Annotated in this window: 22 protein-coding genes; 14 read left to right on the top strand and 8 right to left on the bottom strand. The window is 69.3% G+C overall.

Features of this window, described 5'->3' with window-relative positions:
* Positions 1-136: 136 nt before the first annotated feature.
* Both ACLJO0_RS06810 and ACLJO0_RS06815 read left to right on the top strand, forming a co-directional pair.
* Positions 137-805, top strand: a complete 669-nt coding sequence (locus ACLJO0_RS06810) for an HNH endonuclease family protein (RefSeq protein ID WP_410577060.1) — start codon at positions 137-139, stop codon at positions 803-805.
* Positions 806-833: 28 nt separating this feature from the next.
* A complete protein-coding gene (locus tag ACLJO0_RS06815) occupies positions 834-1,490 on the top strand; it encodes an alpha/beta fold hydrolase (protein WP_410577061.1) in 657 nt (218 codons plus the stop codon).
* Here ACLJO0_RS06815 and ACLJO0_RS06820 read toward each other — a convergent pair.
* Positions 1,468-2,103 (bottom strand): nitroreductase family protein, encoded by a 636-nt coding sequence (locus tag ACLJO0_RS06820; RefSeq protein WP_410577062.1) that lies wholly within the window; start codon positions 2,101-2,103, stop codon positions 1,468-1,470. The genes ACLJO0_RS06815 and ACLJO0_RS06820 overlap by 23 nt on opposite strands.
* A gap of 55 nt (positions 2,104-2,158) precedes the next feature.
* On the opposite strand from ACLJO0_RS06820, the gene ACLJO0_RS06825 reads away from it, so the two are divergent.
* A complete protein-coding gene (locus tag ACLJO0_RS06825) occupies positions 2,159-2,635 on the top strand; it encodes a MarR family transcriptional regulator (RefSeq protein WP_410578187.1) in 477 nt (158 codons plus the stop codon).
* On the opposite strand, the gene ACLJO0_RS06830 is transcribed toward ACLJO0_RS06825, so the two are convergent.
* From ACLJO0_RS06830 to ACLJO0_RS06840, 3 genes are all read right to left on the bottom strand, one after another.
* Positions 2,604-3,029: an ATP-binding protein gene (locus ACLJO0_RS06830; RefSeq protein ID WP_410577063.1), complete on the bottom strand. Its 426-nt coding sequence runs from the start codon at positions 3,027-3,029 to the stop codon at positions 2,604-2,606. The two genes, ACLJO0_RS06825 and ACLJO0_RS06830, sit on opposite strands and share 32 nt — an antisense overlap.
* Positions 3,030-3,105: 76 nt before the next feature.
* A complete protein-coding gene (locus tag ACLJO0_RS06835) occupies positions 3,106-3,879 on the bottom strand; it encodes a SigB/SigF/SigG family RNA polymerase sigma factor (RefSeq protein WP_410577064.1) in 774 nt (257 codons plus the stop codon).
* Complete coding sequence (locus tag ACLJO0_RS06840) at positions 3,876-4,292, bottom strand: anti-sigma factor (RefSeq protein WP_410577065.1); 417 nt, start codon at positions 4,290-4,292, stop codon at positions 3,876-3,878. The genes ACLJO0_RS06835 and ACLJO0_RS06840 overlap by 4 nt, the downstream gene beginning before the upstream one ends.
* Positions 4,293-4,435: 143 nt before the next feature.
* On the opposite strand from ACLJO0_RS06840, the gene ACLJO0_RS06845 reads away from it, so the two are divergent.
* From ACLJO0_RS06845 to ACLJO0_RS06860, 4 genes are all read left to right on the top strand, one after another.
* Positions 4,436-4,744 (top strand): WhiB family transcriptional regulator, encoded by a 309-nt coding sequence (locus ACLJO0_RS06845; RefSeq protein ID WP_125780715.1) that lies wholly within the window; start codon positions 4,436-4,438, stop codon positions 4,742-4,744.
* A 214-nt stretch (positions 4,745-4,958) separates the two neighbouring features.
* Positions 4,959-5,312 carry an STAS domain-containing protein gene (locus ACLJO0_RS06850; RefSeq protein WP_125790422.1) on the top strand — a complete coding sequence of 118 codons (354 nt, stop codon included), beginning with the start codon at positions 4,959-4,961 and terminating at the stop codon, positions 5,310-5,312.
* A gap of 54 nt (positions 5,313-5,366) precedes the next feature.
* Entirely contained in the window at positions 5,367-6,152 is a 786-nt protein-coding gene (locus tag ACLJO0_RS06855; RefSeq protein ID WP_410578189.1) for a metal-dependent hydrolase, read from the top strand.
* 63 nt (positions 6,153-6,215) lie between these two features.
* On the top strand, positions 6,216-6,773 hold the full coding sequence (locus tag ACLJO0_RS06860) for a TetR/AcrR family transcriptional regulator (RefSeq protein WP_410577066.1): 558 nt from the start codon (positions 6,216-6,218) through the stop codon (positions 6,771-6,773).
* A 61-nt stretch (positions 6,774-6,834) separates the two neighbouring features.
* Here the strand turns inward: ACLJO0_RS06860 and ACLJO0_RS06865 are convergent, their stop codons facing one another.
* The 3 genes from ACLJO0_RS06865 to ACLJO0_RS06875 all read right to left on the bottom strand — a co-directional run bounded on the left by ACLJO0_RS06865 (position 6,835) and on the right by ACLJO0_RS06875 (position 9,736).
* Positions 6,835-7,125 carry a hypothetical protein gene (locus ACLJO0_RS06865; RefSeq protein WP_410577067.1) on the bottom strand — a complete coding sequence of 97 codons (291 nt, stop codon included), beginning with the start codon at positions 7,123-7,125 and terminating at the stop codon, positions 6,835-6,837.
* A gap of 80 nt (positions 7,126-7,205) precedes the next feature.
* Positions 7,206-8,843, bottom strand: coding sequence for an ABC transporter permease (locus ACLJO0_RS06870; RefSeq protein WP_410577068.1), 1,638 nt, complete (start codon positions 8,841-8,843; stop codon positions 7,206-7,208).
* Positions 8,840-9,736 carry an ATP-binding cassette domain-containing protein gene (locus tag ACLJO0_RS06875; RefSeq protein ID WP_410577069.1) on the bottom strand — a complete coding sequence of 299 codons (897 nt, stop codon included), beginning with the start codon at positions 9,734-9,736 and terminating at the stop codon, positions 8,840-8,842. The genes ACLJO0_RS06870 and ACLJO0_RS06875 overlap by 4 nt, the downstream gene beginning before the upstream one ends.
* A 94-nt stretch (positions 9,737-9,830) precedes the next feature.
* Here ACLJO0_RS06875 and ACLJO0_RS06880 point away from each other — a divergent pair, with 94 nt between their 5' ends.
* Positions 9,831-10,334, top strand: a complete 504-nt coding sequence (locus tag ACLJO0_RS06880; RefSeq protein WP_034319891.1) for a GbsR/MarR family transcriptional regulator — start codon at positions 9,831-9,833, stop codon at positions 10,332-10,334.
* A gap of 250 nt (positions 10,335-10,584) precedes the next feature.
* Here ACLJO0_RS06880 and ACLJO0_RS06885 read toward each other — a convergent pair whose 3' ends face one another.
* Positions 10,585-11,190, bottom strand: a complete 606-nt coding sequence (locus tag ACLJO0_RS06885) for a TetR/AcrR family transcriptional regulator (protein ID WP_410577070.1) — start codon at positions 11,188-11,190, stop codon at positions 10,585-10,587.
* A gap of 96 nt (positions 11,191-11,286) precedes the next feature.
* Here ACLJO0_RS06885 and ACLJO0_RS06890 point away from each other — a divergent pair, with 96 nt between their 5' ends.
* From ACLJO0_RS06890 to ACLJO0_RS06915, 6 genes are all read left to right on the top strand, one after another.
* Positions 11,287-11,919: an NAD(P)-dependent oxidoreductase gene (locus ACLJO0_RS06890; RefSeq protein ID WP_410577071.1), complete on the top strand. Its 633-nt coding sequence runs from the start codon at positions 11,287-11,289 to the stop codon at positions 11,917-11,919.
* Positions 11,920-11,939: 20 nt separating this feature from the next.
* On the top strand, positions 11,940-12,656 hold the full coding sequence (locus ACLJO0_RS06895) for an SGNH/GDSL hydrolase family protein (RefSeq protein WP_410577072.1): 717 nt from the start codon (positions 11,940-11,942) through the stop codon (positions 12,654-12,656).
* Positions 12,657-12,781: 125 nt separating this feature from the next.
* The gene (locus ACLJO0_RS06900) at positions 12,782-12,949 is read left to right on the top strand and encodes a hypothetical protein (protein ID WP_199748656.1); all 168 of its coding nucleotides are present in this window, start codon (positions 12,782-12,784) and stop codon (positions 12,947-12,949) included.
* Between the two features lie 328 nt (positions 12,950-13,277).
* The gene (locus ACLJO0_RS06905; RefSeq protein ID WP_101611873.1) at positions 13,278-13,883 is read left to right on the top strand and encodes an RNA polymerase sigma factor; all 606 of its coding nucleotides are present in this window, start codon (positions 13,278-13,280) and stop codon (positions 13,881-13,883) included.
* Positions 13,880-14,359 carry a carboxypeptidase regulatory-like domain-containing protein gene (locus ACLJO0_RS06910; protein ID WP_125780735.1) on the top strand — a complete coding sequence of 160 codons (480 nt, stop codon included), beginning with the start codon at positions 13,880-13,882 and terminating at the stop codon, positions 14,357-14,359. Before ACLJO0_RS06905 ends, ACLJO0_RS06910 begins: the two co-directional genes overlap by 4 nt.
* Before the next feature lie 42 nt (positions 14,360-14,401).
* Positions 14,402-17,005, top strand: a complete 2,604-nt coding sequence (locus tag ACLJO0_RS06915; RefSeq protein WP_410577073.1) for a CHAT domain-containing protein — start codon at positions 14,402-14,404, stop codon at positions 17,003-17,005.
* Positions 17,006-17,167: the final 162 nt, after the last annotated feature.

Here is a 17,167-nt window from a genome sequence, read left to right on the forward strand (position 1 = left end):
GCGTCCCTGGGGTAGTCGCTGCTCAGGGCCCGGATGTGACAACAACTACCGGGTGTCATCGCCGTGTCGCACCCGGTTTCCGCACCCGTCGCGGCGATACTTGGCGCTCCCCATCCCCGTCGAGAGGAATCGCGCGGTGGCCACGCGTACCCGGCAGATGACCACGGCCCAGCGGCTGCTCCTGTTGATCACCCTCGCCGCCGTCGTGCTCGCGGTCTTCTGGTTCGTGAGCGGCAAGGGCGACGCGCTGCAACCCACTCCGGCGAACACGGCCAGCGCGGCCGACGCGCGCAAGCAACTGGACGAGCTCACCGTCGCGCCGCGCGGTTCGATGGACGGCTACGACCGCAAGAGGTACCCGCATTGGGACAACCAGGGCAACAACTGCAACACGCGCGAGTTCGTGCTCAAGCGTGACGGCAAGGACGTCAAGGCCGGTTCGGACTGCGCCCCGACCTCCGGCAGCTGGACGAGCATCTACGACGGCGAGACCTGGACCAAGCCGACCGACGTCGACATCGACCACATGGTCCCGCTCGCGCAGAGCTGGGTCAGCGGCGCGAAGTCGTGGACCGAGGAGAAGCGGCGCCAGTTCGCGAACGACCTGACGCGGCCGCAGCTGTTCGCCGTCACCGACAACGTCAACCAGGAGAAGAGTGACAAGGCGCCGGACCAGTGGAAGCCGCCGCTCGTCTCGTTCTGGTGCACCTACGCCACCGACTGGATCACCGTGAAGCACTACTACGGCCTCACGGTCACCACCGCGGAGAAGAGCGCGCTCGGCGATATGCTCGGTCGTTGCTGATCAGCTCCGCTTCGGGTTGGCTGGGCGCATGACGACCTTCGTACTGATCCACGGCGGTGGCGGCAGCGCCTGGGACTTCCACCTCCTCGAGGCGGAACTGGCGGGCCGCGGCCACGACGTCGTCGCGGTGAACCTGCCGATCGAGGACGAGAAGGCGGGTTTCCCGGAGCACGTCGACGCCGTCGTGAAAGCGATCGGCGACCGCCGCGATCTCGTCGTGCTCGGCCATTCCTACGGCGGTTTCACCGCGCCGATCGTCGCCGGCGAGGTTTCGGCACGGCTGCTCGTGATGCTGACCCCGATGATCCCGAAGCCGGGCGAAACACCGGGGGACTGGTGGGGCAACACGGGTTTCGAGGACGCCGAGGACCTCAGCGACGAGGAGAAGTTCTACAACGGCGTCCCCGCGTCCATCGTCGCGGACGCGGGCTCGCACGGCCGGAACCAGGTCAGCGCCGAATGGGGACAGCCGTGGCCGCTGGAAAAGTGGCCGGACGTCCCGACGAAGGTCCTCATCGCGCGCGAAGACCGCTTCTTCACGCCCGACTTCCAACGCCGGGTCGTCCAGGACAGGCTCGGGTTCGCGCCGGACGAGATCGACGGCTCCCACTCCGTGCCCTTGAGCCACCCGAAGGAACTGGCGGACCGCCTGGAGTCCTACGTCACCAGCGATCCAGCCGCATGACCTCTTCGAGCGGCTGACGCGCAGCGGGCTTGAAGGTGGCGCCGGTGTAGAACGCCGTCGGGATGAGCGCGGCCTGGTGCACGTTGTCCGGCAGGCCGAGGATCTCCGCGGCCTCCTTCTCGTACGCGAGGTGCAGCGTCGTCCACGCCGTGCCGAGCGTGACCGCCCGCGCCGCGAGCATGTAGCTCCACACCGCAGGCAGCAGATTCCCCCACAGCGGGGCCTGGTTGCCGGCGGGCAGTTCGGCGCTGTTCGTCTCCAGACACGGGATGACGTGCACGGGCACCTCGCCCATCTTGTCGGCCAGGTACTCGACGCTGGAGCCGACGCGCTTCTGCACCTTCGACCGTTCGGGGTCGTCCGCGAACAGTTTCCCGGCCGCGTTCGGGGAATCCAGGTACTCGCGGCACGCCCGCTGATAGAGCTTCCCGAGTTCGGCCCGCTGCCCGGGATCGGTGATCACGAGCCAGTGCCAGCGCTGGGTGTTCGACCCGCTCGGCGCCTGCAACGCGGTCTGCAGGGCGTGTTTCACCAGTTCGAGGGGGACCGGCCGGGTCAGGTCCAGTCGTTTGCGGACGGTTCGAGTGGTCGTCAGCAGCTCTTCGGGCGTCATCCGGCGATTATGTCGTTATGATCCGCTGGTGGGGAGGCCGCCGCGCGAACGAGGGATGGGCACCTTGTTGCGCCATGTCCTCGAATTGACCGAGGCGGACGTCTCCGCGTTCTTCGAAGACATCGGGCTGGGGGACTACCGTCCGCGGTTCACGCCGTTCGTCCGCGCCATCGTCACGCACGGGCCGCTGCCCATCCGCGATCTCGCCGTCGAAGTCGGCGTGACGCATTCCGCGGCCAGCCAGACGATCGCGCAGATGGCGCGCCAGGACCTCGTCTCGCTCCGGCCCGGGACGGACGCCCGGCAAAGGATCGTTTCGCTGACCGAGAAGACGCGGCGCCTGATGCCGACCCTCGAAGCCGAGTGGGCCGCGACCAGCGCCGCGGCCGAGCAGCTGGAAGCCGAACTGCCGTACCCGCTCAGGGAAGTACTGGTCGCCGCCGTCGAGGCCTTGGAGCGGAAATCGCTCCGGGACCGCATCGCCGAGACGGACGCCGCGCTCAGGCCGGCGCGTCGGCCCGGTCCAGGTTGAACACGGCCCAGACGTACTTGCCGCCGGAGCAGAGCTCGTGTCCCCAGTCCTCGGACAACGCGTGCACCAGCTGGAGACCGCGGCTGCGCGCAGCCATCGGCGACGGTTCCTTCAGCTTCGGCCGCTTCGTCCCGGAGTCGAAGACCCGCAGGGTGAGCCTTCCCTCGGCGTACTCGACCTCGAGCCTGTCCGGCTTCTCGCCGTGCTCGAAAGCGTTCGTGACCAATTCGGACGTCGCCAAGAGGACGTCGTCGACAGCCGGGCCGTGAAGGCCGAGGCCGACCAGAGTCGCCCGCACCGCCTGCCGCGCGACGGCGGGCGCCGTCACATCCACCGGCAAGGGGAGGGAGGCCACCGGCAACGAGCCCTCCGATCGTGTCTTGGACATCGTCATGGTTCCGCACCTCCCCTCATGAGAGACTCCCAGATCGCTGTTCGCCTCCCAGTTACCCACAAGAGCCGAGGACGAATCAGGTTCCGTCGGTGAGTTCCGTCTCGGTCAATCCTTCGCGCAGTTTCTTCAGCGTGGAGGCCAGCAAACGTGACACCTGCATCTGGGATACCCCGACCCGGCGCGCGATATCCGACTGGCTCATCCCGGACCCGAATCGCAGCGCGACGATCTTGCGCTCCCGGTCGGGCAGCCGTTCCAGCATCGGCCGCAACGCCTCGCGCAGCTCCGCCTGGCTCAAGTTGGCGTCCGCCTCGCCGAAGCGGGTGTGCGCCGAGTTCTCCAAGAGGTTGTCCAGCGAGGCCCCGTACCGGCCCTGACCGGCGCGGAGACCCTCGTAGACCTCGTCGATCGGGACGCCGAGATGGGCGGCGATCTCACTGGGCTTCGGCGCGCGGGAAAGCCGGACCGTCAGCTCCTCGCGCACGGCCGAGATGTTCGCGTTCAGCTCCTTGAGCCGCCGCGGCACCCGGACCGACCAGCTGTTGTCGCGGAAGTGATGCCGGAGTTCGCCGGAGATGGTCGGGACCGCGAACGCCAGGAAATCGCTGCCCTGGCCGGGATCGAACCGGTCGACGGCGTGGATCAGCCCGATCGTCGCGATCTGGACCAGATCCTCCATCGACTCGTCCCGGTTGCGGAACTTGCGCGCCAGATTGCGCGCGAGCTCCAGATGAGCGCGCACGAGCTCGTCTCGGAGCCCTTCACGCTCGGGCGCGTCCAGTGGCAACGCGCACATACGCTCGAACAGGGCCGGAACGTCCGCGCCGTCTCGCCCGACGGGTTCCGTCACGGCCGGGCCGCCTCGCTCTCCCGGATGAGCTCCACCCTGGACAGGTAGCCGCCGTCGGCCGGGACGACACTCCGTCGCGCGGACGTCGCCAGCGCGGTGAGCAGCTGCCAGGACAGCCCGGTCTCGTCGTCGGGTTCCGGAGAGTCCGAAAGGACGGAGACGGTCACTTCGATCCGCCCGTCCTTCCACGAGAAAACACAGGTCAGGTGGCCGTCGGTGGCGGACGGGAGCAGCATGGAGCAGGCTTCGTCCACCGCCATTCTGAGATCTTCGACAGCGTCCAGATCGAAGTCCTGGCGCATCGCGATATCCGCGACGATCGTCCGGAGAGTCGGCACCACATGCGGTACCGCGGCCGTGCGAACCTCGATGAGTTGAGCGCCCGCCCCGCCGGGCGGGGTGTTGTCCACCACGTGTGTTCCTCTCTCGAGCAGCGCTGCCGGTCCGGTGCTGGATCACTTCCCTGGGTGTGAGCAAACCAAACCCACGTTTGACGCGCGCAGGGGGCGGGCATGTAACCGGCGACAAACGATCTCCTGGGAAGGCGGGGACCGACATGGCTGACGTGAGCCGGCTGCCGAACGTGGTGGCGGAAGAGTGGGACTGGCAGCTCCGTGGGTCGTGCCGAGGCGCCGACAGCAGCTTGTTCTTCCACACGGACAACGAGCGTGGTTCGGCCCGTGAGCGGCGCGAATCGCGGGCCAAGGCCATCTGCCAGACGTGCCCCGTGCTGGCGCAGTGCCGTAAGCACGCGCTCGCGGTGCAGGAGCCCTATGGCATCTGGGGTGGTCTCGGCGAGATCGAGCGCCGCGAGCTGTTCCTCCGTGAACGCCGCGCCGGGCGCAAGACGTTGACCGCGCATTGAGCGCGTCCCAGGCGCCGGTCGGCGACGCGCGCGACGGCGATCGCGGCGCCCCGTCCGTACTGGGTTAGGGTTGGGACTGTCGTTGCGGGGACAGCCACGCCTACCCGCCGAAGAAGAGCGTGCGTCCGTGTCCGGACTGGGCGCGGCCGTCGCTTGAGACCACAGGCGCGTTCCGGCGCTGAGCGTCGGTTCTCACCTGATGAGGAGAATGTGCATGCCCGCAGCGGACCAGAACACCACGCCGCCCGGTTTCAGCATCACGCTGGACGCCGACGCGTCTGAACCGCGTGTGGTGGTCACCGGTGAGCTAGACCTGCTGACGAGCCCGCAGCTTCAGGAGACCCTCGGGGCCCTGATCACGGACAAACCGTCGGGCCGGGTGGTCGCCGACCTGACCGGTGTGACCTTTTTCGATTCCTCGGCGCTGAACGTGGTGCTCCAGGCACAGCGTCAGGCCGCCGAGAAGGCGGTCGAGCTCGAAGTGGTGCCGAGCCCGCAGGTGAGCCGCGTGATCGAGCTCACCGGCGTCGCCGAGCACCTCAGCGTGTCGGAGGAGCCCCCCGCCTGATCCCCCGCTACGGTCGTGGGCTCGTGATCCACGACGCCTGGGGGCTGCACGATGATGGGGCGGACGCATGCCCTGACCGGCTGGTGCGCGGGGCTCGCGCTCGCACCCGTGGTCGGCGCGGGCACGGTGCACCAAGCGGTCGTGTTCGCCGCGACCACCGCAGGGTTCGCCCTGCTGCCCGACCTCGACCACCCGGGCGCTCGCGCCTCGAGACTGCTCGGCTGGTTCACCGGCGCGATCTCCTGGCTGCTTCGCCGGGTCTCCGCGGCTCTCTACGCACTGACCAAGGGACCTCGGGACGAGAAGGTCACCGGTAAACACCGTCATCTCTCGCACACCGTGCTGTTCGCCGTCGGCCTCGGCTTCCTGACCTCCTGGGGCACCACCGAAGGCGGACCGTGGGCGGTGTTCGGCGTCGTCATCCTCGGCCTGCTGCTCGCGGAAGGCGCGCTCGGCGACTGGCTGCTGCCGGTCAGCGGCGCCGCGGTCGCGTGGTGGGTGTGGACCGCCCCGCCGGACAAGGCGGCGCAACTCGCGGAGATCTCCGGCTGGCTCGGCATCGCCGTCGCGGCCGGGTGTTTCGTGCACTGCCTCGGCGACGCGCTGACCGAGTCCGGCTGCCCGTTCCTGTTCCCGATCCCCATCGCGGGCGAGACCTGGTACGAGATCCGGCCGCCGAAGCCGCTGCGGTTCCGCACCGGCAAGAACGTGGAGAACCGGCTGATCTTCCCGGTGTTCGCGGTCGCCGCGGTGCTGCTGATCCCGGGCGTCTGGGAGTACCTGTTCACCACGGTCCAGGGGTTGTTCACGCCGGAAGGCACGCAGACCGCGGTGCAGTGAGGAATGCCCTCGTCGCCGTCGGCGTTGAATCGGAACGCCGGACCCGGTTGAGGAGGGGGAACAGTGGACAAGCCAGTGCTGCGCGCCGACGCGCGCCGCAACCGAGCGAAGGTGCTCGCAGCCGCCGAAGAGGCCTTCGCCGTCAACGGCCTCGCCGTCCCCCTCGACGAGATCGCCCGCATCGCCGGTGTCGGCGCGGGCACGGTGTACCGGCATTTCCCCAGTAAGGAAGCGCTCTTCCAGGCGGTCGTCCTCGACCGGCTCGAACAGTTCGCGCGGGAAGCTCGCGACCTGCTGACCGCCGAAGACCCCGGTGAAGCGTTCTTCGACTTCTTCAAACGCGTCGTCCAGCAGGCATCCCGCAACCGGGCGGTGTGCGACGCGCTCGCCGAGACGACCGGGCTGGGTTTCAAGGCGAACGCGGGCAACGATTTCCGGTCGGCGACGCAGGCGCTGCTGACGCGGGCACAGGCCGCGGGCGCGGTGCGCGAGGACATCGACGGCGACGACCTGCGCGCCCTGATCGCCGGTTGCCTCGCCGCGGAACGGTATTCGCTCGAGGAACGCCACCTGGTACGGATCGTTGTCGACGGTTTGCGCACGTTGCGTGACAAAACGTAAGATCGACGCGAGAAGTCCTCGTACCTGCGCTTCGCATGGCGAGGGGGTGCCGGATGTTCCGTCAAGGTCCCACCACCGGTTCCGTCACGGTCGCGGCCATCGCGGGTCTCGCCACCGGACTGCTCGTCGCCGCCCTTTTGGTGGCAGGCCGCGAGCCGCAACCCCGCGTCCACGAAGTCGGCACGACCCCTTCCCCGACGACGACCTCCCGTTCGGTCGGGCCGGTCACGGTGACCGTGCCGGGAAGCGCGCCGGAACCGCTCGTCATCACCCGCACCAGCACGCCGGCGCCGCGCACGGTGACCAGGACCGTGACGCCGTCCACCACCTCGACGGTGCTCCCACCCAGCACGACCGGTACGGGATACCGGAGGGACTGAAGGACCGTGAAGGCCGCCCCCGATGAACGGCCTCCACGGTCATCCCCTGTGGCTAGCCGACGTCGCGACGCCGCCAGCCCATGAGCCCGGCCACGAGCGCGACCACGGCGACCCCGGTCAGCCAGACCAGCGGTGTCGCGGTGAACTCCGCGGCGGGCAGTTTCGGAACGTGTGAGAACGGTGAGACGTCCAGCAGCACCTGCGGCAGGTCCAGCACCGGGCCGAACAGGCTGAGCAGCAGGGCCAGCCCGGCGATCGCCCATCCCGCCGTCGAAAGTTTCGGCGCCAGGCCGAAGAGCGTCACGGCGAGGCCGACGATCACCCACACAGCCGGAAGCTGCGCCAGCGAAGCGACCACCATGTCCCCGACCGAGCCGGAGACACCGCCCGCCCGCATCCCGTTCGACAGTCCCAAGAGGACACCGCTGACCACCATCATCAGCGCCGTGCCGCCGAACGCGAACACGAGATGGCTCCCCAGCACCCGCAGCCTGCCCACGCCGGTCGCGAGCAGCGGTTCGACCCGGATCGCGGTCTCCTCGGCCCGGATCCGCAACGCGGCCTGCACCCCGTACAGCGCGATGACCATGGCGAACAGGCCCGCCATCGCCGCCATGAAGGCGTCGATCAGCCCGTCCGTACCGCCGAGACGCTGGAAGATCTCCTTCGCCTGCCGGCTTTCCCCGACGACGTCACCGATGCCGCTCGCGACCGAGCCGAACACCGCGGCGCACACCGCCGTGCCGATCAGCCAGCCGATCAACGGGCCCCGGTGCAGCCGCCACGCCAGCGCGAACGGGCTGCGCAGCGACGCCGCCGCTTCGGCGGGGCCTGGCCGCGGCGGGATGATGCCGGTGCCGACGTCGCGCCGCGGGAGCAGCGCGTAGCCGATGGCGCCGACGACCACGGTCGCGGCCAGCGGCAGCAGGAAGACCCACCAGCGCTCGTCGGCGAACGGCCGGATCTGCTGCGCCCACCCGATCGGGGACAGCCAGGAGACCCAGGTCGCGTCCGAGGTCGAGTCGCCGACCGCGCGCATCAGGAACGCGACGCCGACGGCGGTGGCGCCGATCCCGTTGGCCGTCCGCGAGTACTCGGCCACCTGGACGGCGACCGCCGCGACGGCCGTGAAGACCAGCCCGGTCGCCGCGGTGGCGGCGCCGAGCGCGAGCGCGCCGTCGGCAGGCAGCTTCGCGCCGATCATCAGCCCGGTCTCGACGAGTCCGATGAGGACACTCGCGCCGGCGGACACCAGCACTCCCGCGGTCAGCAGGGCGTACCGGCCGACCACAGCGGAGGCCAGCAGTTCCGCGCGGCCGGTGTCCTCCTCGGCCCTGGTGTGCCGGGTGACGGTGAAGACCGCCATCAGCGCGACGACCAATGCGAGGAAGCCACCGAGCCGCCACGCGGTGAACCCGCCCGCGGTCGAGAGGTCGAAGGCCGGGCCGTAGATCAGCGAGAGCGACGGGTTCGCGCCCATGCTCGCGGTGAGCCCGGCCCGTTCGGCGGCCGTCGGGTACAGCGTTTCGAACGTCCCCGACGACGTCGAGGGCATGATCCCGAGCAGGACGACCCAGATCGGCAGGACGATCCGGTCCCGCCGCAGCGCCAGCCTGGTCAGCTGCCAGGTGCCGACCAGCCCGTGCGCCGGTTCGGAGACGGTGACCGGGCGGTCCAGCGTCGCGGTCATTTCGCGCTCGCTTCGGTGGTGTAGTGGCGGAGGAAGAGCTCTTCCAGCGTCGGCGGCTGGCTGGTCAGGCTGCGGACGCCGACCTGGGTGAGCTGACGCAGCGCCTCGTCGAGGGAACGGGTTTCGACGTCGAACCGGACCCGGTTGCCCTCGACCTTGAGGTCATGGATGTTCTCCAGTTTCGTCAGCCCGTTCGGCGGGCCGGCGAGTTCGGCGGAGATCGACGTCCTGGTGAGATGCCGGAGCTCGGCCAGCGTGCCGGTCTCCACGGTGTGCCCGTTGCGGATGATGCTGACCTTGTCGCAGAGCGCCTCGACCTCGGCCAGGATGTGGCTCGACAGCAGCACCGTGCGGCCCTGCTCGCGCTCTTCCTGGATCGCGTACTGGAAGGTGGCCTCCATCAGCGGGTCGAGACCGGAGGTCGGCTCGTCGAGGATCAGCAGGTCCACGTGCGAGGCCAGCGCGGCCACGATCGCGACCTTCTGCCGGTTGCCCTTGGAGTAGGTGCGCCCCTTCTTCTTGGGGTCGAGGTCGAACCGTTCGATCAGATCCTTGCGGCGGCGCTGATCGAGCCCGCCCCGCAGCCGCCCCAGCAGATCGATCACCTCGCCGCCGGAGAGATTGGGCCAGAGGTTCACGTCGCCGGGGACGTAGGCGAGGCGCCGGTGCAGGCTCGCCGCGTCCTTCCATGGGTCGCCGCCGAGCAGGCGGACGTCGCCCGAGTCCGCGTGGAGCAGACCGAGCAGGACCCGGACGGTGGTCGACTTCCCCGCGCCGTTCGGGCCGAGGAAACCGTGCACCTCCCCAACGGGTACCCGCAGGTCAAGGCCGTCCAAAGCCTTGGTCCGGCCGAAGGATTTGTGGAGGCCGGAGATGGAGATGGCGTTTTCCATGTATTTGAAGGTACAGTGATTTCACGAAGTTGTGAAGTTAAGAAAACGTATGGATGATGTGATCACTCTGGGGGTAGTACGAGAGGATGTGCCCATGACGACGACGCCTGAGAGTGCTTCGAGCACCCAGAGAGACGAGGACGCCGTCCGCCGTTACGTGGAGCACCTGGGCCTCACGCTTTCCCAGATCGGGATGCAGCGGATGCCCGCCAGGGTGTTCGCCGCGTTGATGACCACCGACGCCGGCCGCCTCACCGCGGCCGAACTGGCCGACCAGCTCTCGGTGAGCCCCGCCGCGATCTCGGGGGCCGTGCGGTACCTGGAACAGATCGGCCTGGTCGCCAAGGAACGCGAGCCCGGCTCGCGCCGCGACCACTACCGGCTCTTCGACGACCTCTGGTATGCCACCTTCATGAAACGCGACCGCATGATCACCATGTGGCGCGACGCGGCCGACGAGGGCGTTTCGGCACTGGGCGAGGGCACGCCGGCCGGCGAGCGGGTCGCCGAGATGCGGGACTTCCTGAGCTTCATGATCAAGGAGCTCAACGACATGTACGCGAAGTGGCACGAGATGCGGGCCGAAAAGGGCAAATAGGGCACGTGAGCGGGCGGGCGTAGGTGGCCGTTCGGTACAGGTGGTCGTGAGTGGCGATTCGGGTTCTGGCGAGCTTCCCCTTGGGTACCTACTGCGTGACCTGTGGCCTTCTTGCGTGATGCCGGGTTGAAGTACATGAAGGACCCCTTCCTGTACCTAGGCGCAAGGATGGGGTCCTTCATGTACTGGGGTCCTTCACGGACCTGCGATCCCGATCCACCCGCCGTAGGCACCTAGAACACGGCCGGCCCTAACCCGAATCGCCACTCACGACCAACGTGACCACTAATGTCGCTGCGAGCCTCTCCGCCCACTCGTCCAGCTCCTCCGCGGGAGGCTCGCGGTCCTCGAAGGACGCCAGGAACGCGTACTGGAAACAGGCGCCGAGCAGCAGGGACGCCGACGCCTCCAGATCCGCGTCCTCGCGGATCCTGCCGAGCCGGGCCTCTTCGCCCAGGTACTCGACGACGCGTCCGAGCGGGATGTCCGGCCCGCCGTCCCTGCTCATGACCCGTTCCCGATGGGTCGCCAGCAGCTCCCGCGAGGAGAACAGCGACACCGCGATCGGGAAGCTCTCCAGATAGAACGACAGCGTGATCCGCGCCAGCCGGGCGAGGTTCGCCGCGAGCGAAGTGTCCGCCGCGGTCTTCATCAGCTCGTCCAAGGTCGTCCCGAGCGCGGGCAGCCGCTCGGTGAGCACGCTCATGAAGATCTCGGTCTTGTCCTTGAAGTGCTTGTACAGCAATGCCTCCGAGTAACCCGCCGCCCGCGCGATGGCCTTGGTCGTGGCATGCGCGTAGCCCTGCTCGCGCATCACCTTCGCCGCCGCGGCGACGATCTCCTCGCGGCTTCCCATATTCGCTCCTGAGGGCTTCTCAGCGTTCGCTCGACAAGTGGTGGGTGAACACTCACCATAGTGGGTGAGTGTTCACTAACCCAGAAAGGCGTGATCATGAAGCTCACTGTTCTCGGTGCCACGGGCGGGGTCGGTTCGGAAGTCGTCAAGCAGGCGCTGGCCGCCGGGCACCACGTCACGGCCGTCGTCCGCGACCCGTCCCGGCTCGACGTCGAGGGTGAACTACTGGAGGTCGTCGTCGCCGGACTGTCCGAGCACGGCGCGTTGACCGAGGCGGTTTCCGGACGTGACGTGGTGATCTCGGCGCTCGGCGCCCGGGACCGGACCCCGACGACCGTCGTCACCGACGGGGCGCACGCCGCCGTCGCCGCGCTCGGATCGGCGGGGACCCGGCGGCTGCTCCTGGTGAGCGCCAGCGGTCCGTTCGTCGACGGCGACACCTTCTTTACCAGGAACGTCGTCAAGCCGATCCTGGGCAGGGTCCTCCGGCACGCCTTCGCGGACATGATCGCCGCCGAACGGATCGTGCGCGCGAGCGACCTCGACTGGACGATCGTGCGCCCGCCGCGGCTGTTGAACGGGCCGCACACCGGCACCATCGCCGCCCGCACCGACGGCAACGTCCGTGGCAGCTACAGCATCAACCGCGCCGACGTCGCCGATTACCTGCTCCGCGCGGCCGCGGACGACTCGCTCGTCCGCCAGACCGTCTCGATCGCCCACGGCTGAGGCGGAAGTAGAGTCGCGGGGTGATCAGCCGTGCGGTGGTGCTCGCCCCGATCCTGCTCGCGCAAGCCGTCCGGGTGCGCCGTACGACGCCGAGGCTGCCCGGCGCCGCGGGCCCGGTCACCGGCCTCGTGCCGGGCGACGGCCGTCCGGTGCGGCTCGCCGTGCTCGGCGAGTCCACTGTGGACGGCGTCGGCGCGGCGACGCACGCCGAGGGGCTGACCGGACGGCTCGCGGACGAACTCGCGCGGGACGGCCGCGCGGTCGCCTGGCAGGCACTCGGCAAGACCGGGGCCAATGCCCGGGTGGCGCGCGAGGAGCTGCTGCCGCTGCTCGAACCCGCCGACCTCGTGGTGATCGCGCTGGGCGTCAACGACACGATCGAACTGCATTCGGCCGCGCGCTACCGGCGTGACCTGCTCGACCTCGTCGTCTCCCTGCGGCGCCGCGCCGGGCCGGTCCCGGTGGTGCTGGCCGGCGTACCGCCGATGGGCCGGTTCCCCTCGCTGCCGCGCCCGCTGCGGGACGTCCTCGGCGCGCGGTCGGCCGCCCTCGACGCCGCGGCCGCGCGGCTGGCCTCGCTGCCCGGCGTCGTCCACGTCCCGATGCCCGCCGCGATGCTGGACCCGGCGACCTTCGCCGAGGACCGCTTCCACCCCGGTCCGGAGGGGTACCGGCGCTGGGCCGGACAACTCGCGGACGTGAGCCACCGGCTACTCAGCGGCACATTTCACCGGTAAAACCGCTGATCAGGTCACTCTCCTGCCACAGAACGAGAAATTTCCGCGAAAAAGCTGGCTCTGCGTGTATCTGGTGGCAGCCTCGTTGCGTCCTATGGAGCAGTCGAGGAAATGAGGGACACCCGATGACGACCGAGACCAACACCGCGCCCGTCGACGACGAGGCCACGGCCACCGAAGACCTCGAAGAGACCCCGAAGCCGGGCCCGATCACGGCGCCGGTCCCGCCCCGTCCCGGTACGAGCCCGGACGGCAACTGGGACCCGCACGGCACCAAACCGCCGGTGAACTGAATTAACACAGACAGGTGATGTCCGGAGGCCGAGGGGGCCTCCGGGCATCACCTCCGGGTGCTCCTTCGGGGGAGGGGGACGCCCGGACGCGGGCCCGTTGGGGAGCGGGCCCGGGGGGAGGGAAAAGGGCCGGCCGGTGCGCAGTCCACACCTACTCGCGCCGGCCGGTGCCTTTGTCCTCGCCCACATCGAGGGGGACGACCGGAAACCCGACAAAAAAGTTAGTGACTTGATGTATCCCAGAGCCTCTTGCACGCTCCTTTTCCCCGAAGGGCCCGCGATACTGCCAGCGCCGACACGAAGACACGTCCGAAGTGGGGCAGATACGGTGACCGACGTGCAAACGACCGAGGTAGACCCGCCATGGGAAGGACTGACCGGTGCCGACCTGCATGCCGCCTGTATGCGTGCGGCCCGCGCCGGTGACCGCCAGGCGATGGACAGACTTGTGCACGAGCTGACCCCGCTCGTGTGGCATGTCGCGCGTGCGAACGGGCTCGATCGCCTGACCGCCGAGGACGTGGTCCAGACGGTGTGGCTCGCCCTCTTCAGCCAGCTCGACAAACTTCGTGACCCCAAGGCGCTCGCCGCCTGGTTGATCACCACCACCAGACGTGAAGCACAGCATCCTTTCGGCCGCCGCGCCCAGCCCGTCCCGCTGACCGACGAGCTGGCCGAAAGCATGGAGAGCACCCATCCGGCTCCCGAGGAGGAAGCCGTCCGCGCCGACCGGGATCGCCGGGTCTGGCGCGCCTTCCTCCGCCTGCCGCACCGCTGTCAGCAGCTCCTTCGGCTGACCGTGCTCGCCGGGCGGGCCGAATACCAACTGGTCGCCGAAGCACTCCGTATGCCGCGCGGAAGTGTCGGCCCGACCAGGGGCCGTTGCCTCGAATCGATGCGCGACCTGCTGGCCCACGAAGGGGGAAGCCGATGAACGACCTCGGGACGCCGGGGGAGATGACCTCCCCGGGCGATGAGGACTTGCTCGCCGATATCGGGCGCTTCATGGACGAATTGGACCCGCCGCCGGGAGATCTGGTGCAGCGGGTTCAGTTCGCGCTCGCGCTCGAAAACCTCGACGTCGAGGTCGCCCGCTGGGAACGGATGGACGCCACGGCAGGCGTCCGTGGCAGCGACACCGGCACGATCACCTTCACCGTCAGCGACCTGACCGTGATGATCAACCTCACCAAGATCGGCAAGAAACACCGGATCGACGGCTGGCTCGTGCCCGCCGGCGAGTACGGAGTGGAGGTTCGCGTGGCCGAGCACGGCACGAGTTCCACCACCGCCGACGAGGGAGGCCGGTTCGTGCTGGACAACGTCCCCCAGGGCACCACCCAGATCGTGATCCACCTCGGTGACGTGACCTGTCGCAGGACCGTCGTGACCCCCACAGTGGTGCTCTAACCGGACGGCTGTTCCGTTATGCGGCGTGGGTGTGCTCCCATAGTGCGTGTGCCCGCGCCGTCTCCTCCTGTCGTCGATCCCGTAGCCGAGGAAGCGGCCGAACTCCATCGCCGGGCGAGGGCCGCCGCCTCGGATCACGGGCTCAGCAGGCCGATACGGCTGCTTCGGCGCGCGCTCGCACTTCTCGGTCCGGTGGACGCGGATCTGGTCGCCCGGCTGGAGATCCGGGTCCGGATCCTGATCAGTCTGGCGGCGGCCGAGGCGGAGTTCGTGTCCCAAGAGGACGGTTTCGCCCGGCTGGACGAGGCGGAACGCATCCGGCTCCTGCTGCCGGGTGGCGATGTCCGCCACGAGCTGCGCTTCGTCGTCGGGCTCCAGCGTGCCGTCGTCCTGATGCGAGCCGGACGGCTGGAGGAGTCGCTCGCGCTCAACAACGCCTTCCTCCCCGGGCTCGCCGCCGAGGCGGGCAAGTACAGCGCGGTGCTCACCCGGTCATTGGTGAACCGCGCGTGGCTGCATCTGGAAATGAGCAACCCGGACGCGGCGTACCGCGACCTCGTCGAGGCGTCGGACCTCGCTGTCGAGCACGGCCATCGGTTGCTGGAAGGGAAGATCCGGCACAACCTCGGTGATCACGCGCAGCTGCTCGGGGACATCCCGGAAGCACTCCGGCACTACGAGCAGGCGGCCGCGATCTTCGTGACCGACGGTCCCGGCTCGCTGCCGCTCGTCCGGCTCGACCAGGCGAAGGCGCTGCTCACCGCGGGCCTCGCCGAAGAGGCCGCGCGACATCTCGACGAAGCTATCCCGGAACTGCGGCACAACGGCGCGGTGCACCTCGTCGCGGAGGCGGAGGTCGCCAGGGCCGGTGCCGCCATCCTGGAACGCGACTACCCGCTGGCGAAGAAGCTCGCGGCGTCGGCACGGCGGAGTTTCCTGCGGCGTGGCAAGGGCCGCTGGGCGGAGATCGCCGCGTTGACCCGGCTCCGCGCGGACGCGGTGAAGGTGCTGGCGGACCGGGAGAAGAAGCCGTCCGCGAAACTGCCGGGGCGGCTGGCCGATCTCGCCATCCGGCTGGCCGGACTCGGTCTGCGCGACGAAGCGGGCGCGGCCAGGATGTTCGCGGTGCGGTTGCTGATCCGTCGCGAAGAGACGGTCGCCGCGCAGGAACTCCTGGCGCAGGTACCGAAACCGCGGCAGACGACGCCGATCGACCACCGGATGCAGCTGCGGTTGTGCCGGGCCGAACTCGCGGTGGCGTCGCATCGGCCGCGTTCGGCGCTCGCGCAGGCGCGGGCCGGGCTGGCGGAACTCGGGCAGATCCGTGACCGCATGGGCGGGCTCGACCTCGTCTGCGGGACGGCGGCGCACGGCGAAGAACTGGGCAAACTCGCGCTCACACTGGTGCTCAAGAAGGCGAGGCGCAGCGGCGCCGGGGCGAAGAGCCTGTTCGCGTGGCTGGAACGCACGCGCGCGCAGGTGTACCGCTACGAACCGCTCCCGGTCATCGAAGATCCGGCGCTCGCCCGGCACATCAACGAAATGCGGCACGTGCAGGGGACGATCCAGGCGCGGCGGCTGTCCGGCGAACCGGTCGGGAAGCTCGAGGAACGCTACGACCGGTTGCAGCAGGAGGCGACCCGGCTCGGGTGGTACACCAGCCAATGGGGTCGTCCGCGGCCGGTGTCGACACCCGAAGAGGTGGTGGAGCGGCTCGGTGATCGCGTGCTGGTCAGCCTCATGGGGTATCGCGACACCTTGTACGCGGTGGTCGTCGACCACGGCCGGTTCCGGCTGCTGAAGCTGGGGCCGCTCGCGGAGATCGTCGAGACCGCGCGGCAGTTGCACGCGGACCTCGACGCGCTGGCCCCGGACAACCTGCCCGCGCCGCTCGTCGAGGTCGTCACCGGTTCCGCGCGGCGCCGGGCGGACAAACTGGACACGCTGATCTCGGCGTCGCTGGCGAAAACGCTGCAGAACCGCGAGCTGATCATCGTGCCGATCGGCTCGCTGTACGCGTTGCCGTGGGGTGCTTTGCCGTCACTGCACGGACATCCGGTGTCGATCGCGCCGTCGGCGACCGCATGGGTGAGCGCGTCGGGACGGCGGAACTCCGGCCCGGTCCTGCTCGCCGGCGGGCCCGGTGTGCCGGGTTCGGTCGGTGAGGTGCGGAACCTGCGGACGGTGTACCCGCACGCCAGGCTCGTCGACGGTAAGGACGCGACCAGCGAAGCCGTACTGTCCGCTTTGGACGGTTCCGGGATGGCGCATCTGGTCGCGCACGGCGCGCACGAACCGGCGAACGCGTTGTTCTCGCGGCTGGAACTCGTCGACGGCCCGTTGTACGCGCACGAAACCGCGCGGCTCGCGAAGCCGCCGGAACGGGTGGTGCTGGCCGCGTGCGAACTCGCGATGAGTCACATCCGGCCCGGCGAGGAGGCGCTCGGTTTCGCCGGGACGCTGCTCGCCAGCGGATCGCGGACGGTCATCGGCGCGATCGCGCGGGTCGGGGACAAGGCCGCCGCCGAAGCGATGGCGGACCTGCACCGGCGGCTGGCTTCGGGGACCGCGCCCGCGCTGGCACTCGCCGAAGCGACCGCCGCCGACCCGCTGCGGCGGCCCTTCCTTTGCCTTGGGGCGGGCTGAAGGGGACTTTCGCCGCGTCGAATGCGGCTAAAGCTCCCTTCGCCGCGTCGCATGCGGCGAAAGCTCCCTTCGCCGCGTCCGATGCGGCTATGGCGTCCTTCAGTTCCCCACAGGACTTGTCCACAACCATCACCACCTGTGGACAACCCCGCCGACCAGCCG

The sequence above is a fragment of the Amycolatopsis sp. lyj-108 genome (genome assembly GCF_046549005.1).
Classification (GTDB): Bacteria; Actinomycetota; Actinomycetes; order Mycobacteriales; family Pseudonocardiaceae; genus Amycolatopsis.